The sequence below is a fragment of the Pseudomonas fitomaticsae genome, from assembly GCF_021018765.1.
GTDB lineage: Bacteria > Pseudomonadota > Gammaproteobacteria > Pseudomonadales > Pseudomonadaceae > Aquipseudomonas > Aquipseudomonas fitomaticsae.
In genome coordinates this window covers 6,106,162-6,119,271 of sequence record NZ_CP075567.1, presented here as the reverse complement: position 1 = coordinate 6,119,271, position 13,110 = coordinate 6,106,162, and the positions used below count along the sequence as shown (strand labels likewise).

Genomic DNA, 13,110 nt, shown 5'->3' with positions numbered 1-13,110 from the left:
CCCATTGATCCTTCCCAAGGATGAGAGCTCCCATGGAAATCTCCGGAAACACAGCTTTTTATGCAGGTCTGAGCACCATTCAGACCGGGCAGAACCGCGTCGATCAGGCCGCTAGCCAGATCGCCAGCAGCACCATTGAACGCTCGGTCACCAGCCAGTCTTCGGAAGTGCAGGTTGATCGTCTGCGTTCGGTGGATCGCGCCCAGCAATCGGACCTGGCGAGCAACATGGTCGAGATGGCCCAAGGCAAGTTTCAGGCGGAACTGGGCGTGAAAGTCGCCAAGGCTTCCGATGAAATGCTCGGTACGATCATCGATACCTTCGCCTGATTTTTTGATCTGCGCTTTGCCAGACGCCGCGACTGTTCGCGGCGTTTTTCGTTGTAAGTCCTTCTCCCTCAACTAATCTTTTTTCAGTGCACATGGCTCGGTCGGGCGCATGTCGCGCGGTTGTGTCCGGCGCTCGGAAAATGTGATGACGAATGGCAAAAGAACGATGCTTGACAAGATTTCGGCGTAAACGTATGTTTCAAACAACTGTTTGACCGTCACAACAAATCAACGCGGTCGTTCATTCCCGGTTACATCAGCAGAGGTTTATCGCTATGCCTGACTACAAGGCCCCCTTGCGTGATATTCGCTTCGTTCGTGACGAACTGCTCGGCTACGAAGCGCACTATCAGAGCCTTCCAGCGTGTGCAGACGCAACGCCGGACATGGTTGACGCCATTCTCGAAGAGGGCGCCAAGTTTTGTGAGCAGGTGCTGGCACCGCTGAACCGCGTGGGTGACACCGAAGGCTGCACCTGGAGCGAGTCCGGTGTGAAAACCCCGGCAGGCTTCAAAGAGGCCTACAAGCAATTCGTGGAAGGCGGCTGGCCAAGCCTGGCCCATGACGTCGAGCACGGCGGTCAGGGCCTGCCTGAGTCGTTGGGTCTGGCAGTCAGCGAGATGGTCGGCGAAGCCAACTGGTCGTGGGGCATGTACCCGGGCCTGTCGCACGGTGCGATGAACACCATCTCCGAGCACGGCACCCCGGAGCAGCAGGAAGCCTATCTGACCAAACTGGTCTCCGGCGAATGGACCGGCACCATGTGCCTGACCGAACCGCACTGCGGCACCGACCTGGGCATGCTGCGCACCAAGGCCGAACCTCAGGCCGACGGTTCCTACAAAGTTTCCGGCACCAAGATCTTCATCTCGGCCGGTGAACACGACATGGCCGACAACATCGTCCACATCGTGCTGGCCCGCCTGCCGGACGCACCGGCCGGCACCAAAGGCATCTCGCTGTTCATCGTTCCCAAGTTCCTGCCGAATGCTGATGGCACCGTCGGTGCACGCAACGCCGTGACCTGCGGTTCGATCGAACACAAGATGGGCATCCACGGCAACGCAACCTGCGTGATGAACTTCGACGGCGCGACCGGTTTCCTGATCGGCCCGGCGAACAAAGGCCTGAACTGCATGTTCACCTTCATGAACACCGCACGTCTGGGTACCGCGCTGCAAGGTCTGGCCCACGCCGAAATCGGCTTCCAGGGCGGCCTGAAATACGCTCGCGATCGCCTGCAAATGCGTTCCCTGACTGGCCCGAAAGCGCCGGACAAGGCCGCTGACCCGATCATCGTTCACCCAGACGTACGCCGCATGCTGTTGACCATGAAGGCGTTCGCCGAAGGCAACCGTGCGATGGTGTACTTCACCGCCAAACAGGTCGACATCGTCAAATACGGCGTGGACGAAGAAGAGAAGAAGAAAGCCGACGCCCTGCTGGCCTTCATGACGCCGATCGCCAAAGCGTTCATGACCGAAGTCGGTTTTGAATCCGCCAACCACGGCGTGCAGATCTACGGCGGCCACGGCTTCATCGCCGAGTGGGGCATGGAGCAGAACGTTCGCGACAGCCGCATCTCGATGCTGTACGAAGGCACCACCGGCATCCAGGCACTCGACCTGCTGGGCCGTAAAGTGCTGATGACTCAAGGCGAAGCTCTCAAAGGCTTCACCAAGATCGTCCACAAGTTCTGCCAGAACAACGAAGGCAACGAAGCCGTCAAAGAATTCGTCGCACCGTTGGCCGCACTGAACAAAGAGTGGGGCGAGCTGACCATGAAGGTCGGAATGGCCGCCATGAAAGATCGCGAAGAAGTCGGCGCGGCCTCCGTGGATTACCTGATGTACTCCGGTTACGCCTGCCTGGCCTACTTCTGGGCTGACATGGCGCGTCTGGCTGCTGAAAAACTGGCTGCCGGCACCACCGACGAGGCGTTCTACACCGCCAAGCTGCAAACCGCGCGGTTCTACTTCCAGCGCATCCTGCCGCGTACCCGTACGCACGTGGCCACCATGCTGTCGGGCGCCAACAACCTGATGGACATGAAAGAAGAAGACTTCGCACTGGGCTACTAAGCCTTAACGCGGTCCTTCAAAAAACCGCTGCTCCTTCGGGGGCAGCGGTTTTTTTGTGCCCGGATTTCCCCAATCCCGGGGCTGATTCCCCAGCATTGATGAAGCCACTGCTCAGCCGAACTCCTGCGCTTATTGATTCAAAATGTTTCCAGAAGAGTGGCCAATTAATTGCACTGCCCGATTTACCGGTGCTAACCAGAACTGCCTGCTCAAAGAAGCAAGACGCCCGGCACTTAACAACAATCAGGGTGAAGCCTATGAACATCAGTCGAATCGCTCGTTTGACCTTCTGGTTACCCGTTGCGCTATCAGTCCACAGCGCCTGGGCCGCCGACCCCGCCGAAGTCGATCCTCCCGTGCCGGAGGTTCCCTCGCTGCAATCGTTGCGCGGGATGGTGCCCCCCGATCCGTCCGGGACCGAGGGCGGACGCAAGGTCGACCTGATGACCGACTACGTGCTCAATCGCCAGGCCGCGATCCTGCTGGGCAAGGCGCTGTTCTGGGACATGGAGATCGGCAGCGACGGCTCCACGGCCTGTGCGTCCTGCCACTATCACGCCGGTGTCGACCACCGCATCACCAACCAGCTCAACCCCGGCCAGGCGCACACCAACGCCAACGTCGCGTCGATCTTCAACAAACCGTTTGTGGCGTCGGACATTCCCGGTGACGTGGCGTCCTACGCGACGTTGTCCGGCGGCAAGGGCGGACCGAACTACACGCTGAAGAAAACCGACTTCCCGACCCACGTGCTGAGCAATCCCCTGGAACGCAACTCGCCCATCGTGTACTCGACGGACGATGTGGTCGGCTCGCAAGGCGTGTTCGACGCCAACTTTGTCAAACCCAATCAGCCGCGTTTCGACAAATGCACCCAGCAGCCGGACGGCCTGTTTCAGGTCGGCGGCATCAACGTTCGACGCAGCACCGGGCGCAACGCGCCATCGGTGATCAACGCCGCGTTCAACGTGCGCAACTTCTGGGACGGTCGGGCCAACAACGTCTTCAACGGTTTCTCGCCGTTCGGCAATCGCGACCCGGATGCCGGGATTTACGTGACCAGCGAACGCAGCACGGTCGCCACCAAAGTCCGGCTGGCGCTCAACGATGCGTCTGCCGCCTCGCAAGCCGTCGGCCCGCCCGGCAGCCCGGTGGAAATGTCCTGCGGTGGCCGCACCTTTGCCGACATCGGCCGCAGGATGCTCGACACGTTGATGCTCAAGCAGCAGCGGATCTCGTCCACCGACTCGGTGCTGGCTTCGGTGTCCGGCGCACGGCGACCGACCTATCGCGAGCTGATCAAAAACGCCTTCCAGCCCCGCCTGTGGAACGCCACGCAAAACGTTCTGGTGGGCGGCGCGCCTTACACCCAGATGGAGGCCAACTTCCCGCTGTTCTTCGGTCTGGCGATCCAGATGTATGAGGCCACGCTGGTCTCCGATCAGGCGCCGATCGATGCCTACCTGCAAGGCGATCACACGGCGATGAATGCGCAACAGGTGGAGGGCATGAACCTGTTTCTCGGCAAGGGCAAATGCGTCAATTGCCACGGCGGACCGGAGCTGACCAACGCCGCCAGCCGCCTGCTGATGCATCCGCGCGAACGCATCGAGCGCATGGTGATGGCCGACAACCTGACCACCCTTTACGACAACGGCTTCTACAACACCGGTGTGCGCCCGACTTCGGAGGACCTCGCCCTCGGCGGCGCGGATGCGTGGGGCAATCCTTGGTCGTTCACCCGGCAGTACAACACCGTGTTGCAGGGCGGCCGTTCGGTGGATCCGCTGGACGTCGATGTCTGCACGTTCGAAGCGCCATTGAGTGCGGCGATTCCGTGCGATGCCACGCTTAAGCCGAATGTCGGTTTCCGCGATTCTGTCGATGGTGCGTTCAAAACCCCGACCCTGCGCAACATCGCCCTGACCGGGCCGTACTTCCACAACGGCAGCCGCTCGACGCTCAAGCAGGTGATGGAGTTCTACAACCGTGGCGGTGACCGGCGCGGCGAAGACGCCAACAACACCAGCGGCTTCGAGCACCCGGCGGTGAACCAGCACAACACTTCCAACCTCGACCCGGACATGACGGCGCTGAACCTGACGCCTGCGGAAATCGATGCCGTGGTGAAATTCATGGAAGTCGGCCTGACCGATCCGCGCGTAGCCTGGGAGCGTGCACCGTTCGATCATCCGTCGCTGGTGATCCCGCAGGGCCACATCGGCGACGAGAATGCCGTGACCCAGCGCCCGGCCAGTCCGAAAGTCACGACCCGTCAGGCGATGGATGCATCGCTCAATCTCAAGCCTTACGGTGCTGAAGGCAGGCCGGCGGCAGAGGGGCCATTGCAGCCGTTCTACAACGATCTCTGAGCAGAAAAACACACCATGGCCATCAAGAATGATGGCCATGGTGGCCGTCTAGCGGCCATTGCGCAAAAAACCTGACTGAATCCCTCAGCAACCGCCGATTTCGGCCGTTAAAGAGACAGCCTGTGATCTGGATCACATTGTGTGTGCTTAACTGGCCACATTGCAGGCACAATGCCATCTCTTTGCCATGACGGGTCGGAGCTTTTACCCTTGCCGCGTTCTTCCGCTGTACGTTTCAGTCATTTCCTCCCTTCACTGCTGTTGTTGCTCGCGGGGTTGGCGGCTGCGTACGTCAAAGACCTCAACGTGTTCTTCACCTCGCTGTTTAATGTGCTGCCGACCTTGGTGCTGCTGTTGGGCGGTTCGTACTGTGCGGTTTACCGACGCCAGCGAGAGCTGTTTCTGATGGTCACGGTGTACATCGCCTACTTCCTGCTCGATACCCAGACCGACTATTACCGCGACAACGGCAAGGTGCGCGAAGACGCAGCCGTGGTGTTCCATCTTGTCTGCCTGCTGCTGCCCTTATTGTTTGGGCTGTTCGCCGCGTGGCAGGAGCGCACACACCTGTTTCAGGACATGGTCGCGCGCTTCGCCGTGCTGCTGGCCTTTGGCAGTGTGGCGCTTGGGCTTGAGCAAAGTTACCCGCAGGCGTTGCTGATGTGGCTTTCCGAGATTCGCTGGCCGGCGCTGCACGGCGCATGGATGAGCCTGATCCAGTTGTCGTATCCGGTGTTCATCTCGGCGTTTCTGCTGCTGGCCTGGCAATACTGGCGCAACCCGCGTCCGCTGCACGCGGCGCAACTGGTGGGGTTGCTCGGGGTGTTCTGGATGCTGCCGAAAACCTTCATCCTGCCGTTCACCCTGAACATCATGTGCAGCCAGGTGATGTTGATGATTGCGGCGGCGGTGGCGCACGAGGCGTATCAAATGGCCTTCCGCGACGAACTCACCGGCCTGCCCGGCCGCCGCGCACTCAACGAGCGCATGCAGCGTCTGGGGCGCAACTATGTGCTGGCGATGAGCGACGTCGATCACTTCAAGAAATTCAACGATACCCACGGCCACGACGTGGGGGATCAGGTCCTGCGTCTGGTCGCCAGCAAGCTGTCCAAAATCAGCGGTGGCGGTAGGGCGTATCGCTATGGTGGTGAGGAATTCGCTCTGGTGTTTGCGGGCAAGACCCTTGAGGAATGTATGCCGCACCTGGAAGTCATCCGCGAGTCGATTGCGTCCTACAACATTCAGCTGCGTAATCAGGAAAGTCGCCCGCAGGATGATCAGCAGGGCCGTCAGCGTCGCTCGGGTTCGGGCGCATCCAGTGTGTCGGTCACGGTCAGCATCGGCGTGGCCGAACGTCTGGAACAGCGCACCCCGGAAGAAGTGTTGAAATCTGCCGACCAGGCGCTCTACAGCGCCAAGGGCGCAGGGCGAAACTGTGTGATGGCGTTCGGGCAGAATCGCCGTGGCGCGGTGCGCATGGACAACGCCGCAGGTTGAGTGATGACGGCGCATTCAGCGTCTGGACAGTGATTGTGGGGCAGGGTGGCCGGCAGTAGGTTGAAGCAATCTGCTGAAGGAGAAGCCACCATGCCCGAGTACAAAGCTCCCCTGCGCGACATGCGCTTTCTGATCGACCACGTCTTTGACTTCCACACTCAGTACGCGGCCCTCGGCGCCCACGACGCCAGCCCGGACATGATCAATGCGATCCTCGACGAGGGCGCGAAGTTCTGTGAGAACGTTCTGGCACCGCTCAATCGCAGCGGCGACGAAGAGGGCTGCCATTTCGACAATGGCGTGGTGACAACGCCTACAGGCTTCAAGCAAGCCTTCGCACAATACGTGGAAGGTGGCTGGCACGGTCTGGCGGCAGACCCGACCTACGGCGGCCAGGGCCTGCCGAGTTCGCTGGGGCTGGTGATCAGCGAAATGGTCGCCTCCAGCAACACCTCGTGGGGCATGTACCCGGGCCTGACCCACGGCGCCATGTCGGCGATCCACGCCCACGGCACCGAAGAACAGAAAAACACCTACCTGCGCAAACTCACTGCCGGCCAGTGGACCGGCACCATGTGTTTGACCGAAGCCCATTGCGGCACTGACCTGGGCATCATCAAGACCCGCGCGGTGCCACAGGCCGACGGCAGTTATGCAGTGACCGGCAGCAAGATTTTCATCTCCGCCGGCGAGCACGACATGAGTGACAACATCATTCATCTGGTGTTGGCCAAACTGCCGGACGCACCGGCCGGAACCAAAGGGATTTCGCTGTTTATCGTGCCGAAATTTCTCCCGGACGCATCCGGTGAGGCGGGAGAGCGCAACGGGGTTTCCTGCGGTTCGATCGAACACAAGATGGGCATCAAGGCCTCGGCCACCTGCGTGTTGAACTTCGACGACGCCAAAGGCTTCCTGATCGGCGAGCCGAACAAAGGCCTGAACTGCATGTTCACCATGATGAACCACGCGCGGCTCGGCACCGGAATGCAGGGTCTTTGTCTGGGCGAAGCGAGCTTCCAGGGCGCAATCAAATACGCCAACGACCGTCTGCAGATGCGCGCCTTGACTGGAGCCAAAGCTCCGGACAAACCAGCCGACCCGATCATCGTCCACCCGGACGTGCGGCGCATGCTGCTGACCATGAAAGCCTTCAACGAAGGCAACCGCGCGCTGACCTATTTCACTGCGCAGATGCTCGATGTCGCGCATCTGAGTCCGGACGCCGAGGCGCGTCAGGAGGCCGAAGACCTGTTGGCGTTCCTGACCCCGATCTGCAAGGCGTTCATGACCGACACCGGCCTGGAGGTGACCAATCACGGCATGCAGATTTTCGGCGGCCACGGATTTATCCGCGAGTGGGGCATGGAGCAACTGGTTCGCGATTGCCGGATCGCGCCGATCTACGAAGGCACCAACGGCATTCAGGCGCTGGATCTGCTCGGGCGCAAAGTGCTGGGCAGTCAGGGCAAGCTGCTGCGCAACTTCACTAAAATCGTCCACAAGTTCTGCGCCGCCAACGCCGGGCATGCGCAACTGGGCGAGTTTGTCGCGCAGCTCGATGGCCTCAATCAGCAGTGGGGCGAGCTGACCATGAAGGTCGGCATGGCGGCGATGAAAAACCCGGATGAAGTCGGTGCCGCGTCGGTGGATTATCTGATGTACAGCGGTTACATCGTTCTCGGTTACCTGTGGCTGCGCATGGCGCTGGTCGCCCAGGCGCAACTGGAGTCGGGCGAGGGTGATGGCGATTTCTGCCAGGGCAAACTGGCGACGTGCGAGTTTTACTTCAAGCGTCTGTTGCCGCGTACGGCAGCCCATCGTTCAGCGATCGAGGCGGGCAGCGATTGCCTGATGAAACTGCCGGCCCAGTTGTTCTCGCTGTAACACGCCCCTGTTAAACAAAAGAGCCCGCAGATTGCGGGCTTCTTTATGGCTGATTGCTGGTGACTAAAAATAACAAAACAGTCACCGCCTGACCCTATGTGTCGCAAAAGTTGTTGGGTTACACTCCAGCTCAACGAAAACACCCTTCCACGAATCACCTGTTTAGATCTTTGCGAGGTTTGCCATGGCTGACTACAAAGCGCCGCTGCGCGATATGCGCTTCGTCCTCAATGAAGTGTTCGAAGTCGCCAAACTCTGGGCCGAATTGCCGGCCCTGGCCGAGACCGTGGACGCGGAAACCGTTGAAGCCATTCTCGAAGAGGCCGGCAAGGTCACCAGCAAAAGCATCGCGCCCCTGAGCCGTGCCGCCGACGAAGAAGGCTGCCACTGGACCGACGGTGCCGTCACCACGCCAGCCGGTTTCCCGCAGGCCTATCAGACTTATGCCGAAGGCGGCTGGGTCGGTGTTGGTGGTGATCCGGCCTACGGCGGCATGGGTATGCCAAAAGCCGTTTCCGCTCAAGTTGAAGAAATGGTCAACTCCGCCAGCCTGTCCTTCGGTCTGTACCCGATGCTGACCGCCGGCGCGTGCCTGTCGATCAACGCCCACGCCAGCGAAGAGCTGAAAGCCGCTTACCTGCCGAACATGTACGCGGGGATCTGGGCCGGTTCCATGTGCCTGACCGAGCCGCATGCCGGCACCGACCTGGGCATCATTCGCACCAAGGCCGAGCCTCAGGCCGACGGTTCCTACAAGGTCAGCGGCACCAAGATCTTCATCACCGGCGGTGAGCACGACCTGACCGAAAACATCATCCACCTGGTGCTGGCCAAGCTGCCGGACGCTCCGGCGGGGCCGAAAGGCATTTCGCTGTTCCTGGTGCCGAAGTTCATGGTCAATGCCGATGGCAGCCTGGGCGCGCGCAACCCGGCCAATTGCGGTTCGATCGAACACAAGATGGGCATCCAGGCCTCGGCCACCTGTGTGATGAACTTCGACGAAGCCGTGGGTTACCTGGTCGGCGAGCCGAACAAGGGCCTGGCCGCGATGTTCACCATGATGAACTACGAGCGTCTGGGCGTCGGCATCCAGGGCCTGGCCACCGGCGAGCGCTCGTACCAGAACGCCATCGAATACGCCCGTGACCGCCTGCAAAGCCGTTCGCCGACCGGCGCGCAGAACAAGGACAAGGTGGCCGACCCGATCATCGTCCACCCGGACGTGCGTCGCATGTTGCTGACCATGAAAGCCTCGAACGAAGGCGGTCGTGCGTTCTCCACTTACGTGGCGATGCAACTCGATACCGCCAAGTTCAGCGAAGACGCCGCCACCCGCAAGCGTGCGGAAGATCTGGTGGCCTTGCTGACACCAGTGGCCAAGGCGTTCCTGACCGATCTGGGTCTGGAAACCACCGTCCACGGCCAGCAGATCTTCGGCGGCCACGGCTACATTCGTGAGTGGGGCCAGGAGCAACTGGTGCGTGACGTGCGCATCACCCAGATCTACGAAGGCACCAACGGCATTCAGGCGCTGGACCTGGTGGGTCGCAAGATCGTCGGCAGCGGCGGCGCGTTCTACAAACTGTTCGCCGACGAAATCCGCCATTTCACTGCAACCGCCAGTGCCGATCTGGGCGAGTTCACCAAGCCGCTGAATGACGCCGTCGACACTCTCGACGAGCTGACCTCGTGGCTGCTGGACCGGGCGAAAACCAACCCGAACGAAATCGGCGCGGCATCGGTCGAGTACCTGCAAGTGTTTGGCTACACCGCTTACGCCTACATGTGGGCTTTGATGGCCAAGGCATCGCTGGGCAAAGAAGCGCAGGACGATTTCTATGCGAGCAAACTCGGCACGGCGCGGTTCTATTTCGCCCGTCTGCTGCCGCGGATTCACTCGTTGAGCGCGTCGGTCAAGGCCGGCAGCGAGTCGCTGTTCCTGCTGGACGCTGCGCAGTTCTGATGATGTAACGTCATGTAAGCGATCTCTTACATGACGTGCTGCTGTTCTCCCATAGGCGTAGATTGGATCCAGAGCTAATCTACTTTCCATGGACGTCGCGCAGGAAGCGCAAAGCAACAACACGGACACGTAGGATTCTGCCAGGGTGGCGGAGTGAAATGGATGTCAGGGAAACAGTCTGCAAAGCCCCGCTTCGGCGGGGTTTTCTTATGCCCGCAGAAAAGTTTTCAGCTCAGCGAGTCCAGTGGCGGCGCACCTTTCAGCGGCTTGTCCTCACGCTGCATCACCTCTTCCAGCAACGTTCGCAGCAAGGCCAATGGCGCCTGCTGGCGCTGCACATCGCGACACACCAGCCCGACCTTCAATGGCACACGCGGCTCACTCAACGGTTTCCACAGCAGATCCTGATCGTCGTACTCCTTTTGCGAACGACCGGGCAGCACCGTCGCCAGACGGGTATGCGGCAGGCTGTCGAGAATCCCTACCATATTGTTCAGTTCGGCCTGCACTTGCGGGCGTCGCCCGAGGCTGGCCAGTTGCGCCTGCCAGATCTGACGGATCTGGAATTCTTCACCCAGCAACAACATCGGCAATTCGGCCGCCTGACTCATCGAGACTTTCTTGAATTCCCGCAGCGGATGATCCGCCGGGATGACCAGCGTCAGTTCATCTTCGTACAGCATCACGCCGTGCAGCCCCGGCTGGCGTGGCGGCAGATAGCTGATGCCGATGTCCAGCGAGCCATTAAGCAAACGCCGCTCGATCTCAAGCCCGGTCAATTCATAAATCTGTACCACCAGATGCGGCTGGGCCTTGCGCACCCGCTCAAGCATCTGCGGTACCAGGCTGGTGTGCACGGTTTGCAGCACGCCGATCGCCAATGTGCGCAGTGCCTGACCCTTGAAGTTGCCCAGCGCCTCTCGCGCACGCTGCATGCCGTCGAGCAGTGGCAAAGCGTGGTTGTACAAGGTGTGGGCGGCGAGGGTCGGCAACAGACGTTTGCTGCTGCGTTCGAACAGAGTGACGTCGAGGTTCTGTTCCAGATGGCGGATCTGCTGGGACAGCGCGGGTTGAGAGATCGATAGTCGTTCGGCGGCACGCCCGACATGTCCTTCTTCGTAGACCGCGACGAAATAACGCAGTTGTTTGAAATCCATAAGTAACACTTATCGAAAATGCTGGGAAATCGAAATGGCTCGACGCCGTGAACCGGCCTAGTCTAACCGCATTCACAAGGCTTACAGGGCCGGAAAGCGCAATGACCAGCGTTTGTTTTGAAAGTGTTTACATAGGCAGTTCAAAAAATCTCGTTCGAGGTTTTTTTCAATGAATCTGTTCAGTTTGCGGCGCCAGACGCCGAGCCTCGATGACCTGGCTTTTGAAACCCATGAATCGGATGCCGATGATGGCTTGAATGCCGAGCGTCTGATGCCCAGCGTCGAGCGCCCACAGCAGGTATTCGTTCGCGGCCAGGGCTCCTGGCTATGGGACAGCAATGACCGCGCCTACCTGGATTTTTCCCAGGCCGGAGGCGCCAACAGCCTCGGCCACAGCCCTTCGGCGCTGGTCAAAGCCATTGCCAACCAGGCTCAGGCGCTAATCAATCCTGGCTTCAATCTGCACAATCGCGGCATGCTCAGCCTCGCCGAGCGCCTGTGCGCCAGTACGTCCAGCGATCAGGCGTACCTGCTCAACAGTGGTAGTGAAGCCTGTGAAGCGGCGATCAAACTGGCGCGCAAATGGGGCCAGCTGCATCGTGGCGGCGCCTCGCGGATCATTGTCGCCAGACAAGGCTGTCACGGACGTAGTCTGGCGACGATTTCGGCGTCGGACAGTTGCAACCTGCACAACCGCTTCGCGCCGTTGCTGCCGGGTTTCGATCTGGTGCCGTTCAACGACCTGCCGGCGCTGCATGCAGCTGTTGATGCGCAGACCGTGGCAATCATGCTCGAACCGATCCAGAGCGATGCCGGAGTAATCCCGGCGACCGAGCATTACCTCAAGGGTGTCGAACGCCTCTGCCGTGAGCTGGGGATTCTGCTGATTCTCGACGAGGTTCAGACCGGCATCGGCCGCTGCGGCACCTTGCTCGCCGAACAATCCTGCGGCGTGCGCGCCGACATCGTCGTGCTCGGCAAGGGCCTCGGCGGTGGAGTTCCGCTGGCTGCATTGCTGGCGCGAGGCAAGGCCTGCTGTTTCGACTCCGGCGAGTTGGGCGGCACTCATCACGGCAACGCACTAATGACCGCCGCCGGCCTGGTGGTGCTCGACAGCGTGCAGGACCGCGCCTTCCTCGAACAGGTCCGGGACAACGGCCAGCACCTGCGCGAAGGGCTCGCCCGTCTGGCTCATCGTTATGAACATGGCGAGTTGCGCGGGCAAGGGCTGTTCTGGGGACTGACCCTGGCGGAAGACTCCGCCGAAGCCGTGGTCAAAGCCGCGCTGCATGAAGGCTTGCTGCTCAACGCCCCACAAGCCAACTGTCTGCGCTTCACCCCGGCGCTCAACGTCAGCAAGGCCAACATCGACGAAATGCTCCTGCGCCTGGCCCGCGCCTTCTCCCGGGTACGCACCGCGCAGCTGCAATGCCGCAAAGGGATTGCCGTCTGAACTGAAGTTTCCCACCCGAATTCAAGAACCGTCTCGCGGTATAACGCACGCCCCACGCCTGATTCTTTTGGCGTGGGGCGTTTTTTTGTGGCCGGGTAATGGCAATCAGATGGCGAGATTGCGGTTTGCACTGAACCCTGACAAACGGCACAGGTCGATTAGCTTGTATGGCTCAGGTGAGCCAACCCCCAATCAGGAGCTGCCCCATGGACTTTATCCGCATCATCATCGCCATTCTGTTGCCGCCACTGGGTGTGTTTCTGCAGGTCGGGTTCGGCGGCGCGTTCTGGCTGAACATTCTGCTGACATTGTGCGGTTATATCCCGGGGATCGTGCACGCGGTGTACATCATCGCCAAGCGCTGAGTT

General features: G+C 60.4%; 9 protein-coding genes. 8 read left to right on the top strand and 1 reads right to left on the bottom strand.

The window, feature by feature from the left end:
- Positions 1 to 32 precede the first annotated feature (32 nt).
- The 6 genes from KJY40_RS27805 to KJY40_RS27780 all read left to right on the top strand — a co-directional run bounded on the left by KJY40_RS27805 (position 33) and on the right by KJY40_RS27780 (position 10,132).
- Positions 33 to 329, top strand: a complete 297-nt coding sequence (locus tag KJY40_RS27805) for a hypothetical protein (RefSeq protein ID WP_007959856.1) — start codon at positions 33 to 35, stop codon at positions 327 to 329.
- 275 nt (positions 330 to 604) lie between these two features.
- The gene (locus KJY40_RS27800; protein WP_230733886.1) at positions 605 to 2,410 is read left to right on the top strand and encodes a phenylacyl-CoA dehydrogenase; all 1,806 of its coding nucleotides are present in this window, start codon (positions 605 to 607) and stop codon (positions 2,408 to 2,410) included.
- Between the two features lie 257 nt (positions 2,411 to 2,667).
- Positions 2,668 to 4,782, top strand: coding sequence for a cytochrome-c peroxidase (locus KJY40_RS27795; RefSeq protein ID WP_230733885.1), 2,115 nt, complete (start codon positions 2,668 to 2,670; stop codon positions 4,780 to 4,782).
- Positions 4,783 to 4,992: 210 nt separating this feature from the next.
- Positions 4,993 to 6,282: a GGDEF domain-containing protein gene (locus KJY40_RS27790; RefSeq protein ID WP_007959861.1), complete on the top strand. Its 1,290-nt coding sequence runs from the start codon at positions 4,993 to 4,995 to the stop codon at positions 6,280 to 6,282.
- Positions 6,283 to 6,372: 90 nt separating this feature from the next.
- Entirely contained in the window at positions 6,373 to 8,169 is a 1,797-nt protein-coding gene (locus KJY40_RS27785) for an acyl-CoA dehydrogenase C-terminal domain-containing protein (RefSeq protein WP_230733884.1), read from the top strand.
- Between the two features lie 184 nt (positions 8,170 to 8,353).
- Positions 8,354 to 10,132 (top strand): acyl-CoA dehydrogenase C-terminal domain-containing protein, encoded by a 1,779-nt coding sequence (locus KJY40_RS27780; protein ID WP_230733882.1) that lies wholly within the window; start codon positions 8,354 to 8,356, stop codon positions 10,130 to 10,132.
- A 227-nt stretch (positions 10,133 to 10,359) separates the two neighbouring features.
- Here the strand turns inward: KJY40_RS27780 and KJY40_RS27775 are convergent, their stop codons facing one another.
- Entirely contained in the window at positions 10,360 to 11,289 is a 930-nt protein-coding gene (locus tag KJY40_RS27775; RefSeq protein WP_230733881.1) for a LysR family transcriptional regulator, read from the bottom strand.
- A gap of 169 nt (positions 11,290 to 11,458) precedes the next feature.
- Here KJY40_RS27775 and KJY40_RS27770 point away from each other — a divergent pair, with 169 nt between their 5' ends.
- Entirely contained in the window at positions 11,459 to 12,742 is a 1,284-nt protein-coding gene (locus tag KJY40_RS27770) for an aspartate aminotransferase family protein (RefSeq protein ID WP_230733880.1), read from the top strand.
- A gap of 206 nt (positions 12,743 to 12,948) precedes the next feature.
- Positions 12,949 to 13,107 (top strand): YqaE/Pmp3 family membrane protein, encoded by a 159-nt coding sequence (locus KJY40_RS27765; protein WP_003228885.1) that lies wholly within the window; start codon positions 12,949 to 12,951, stop codon positions 13,105 to 13,107.
- Positions 13,108 to 13,110: the final 3 nt, after the last annotated feature.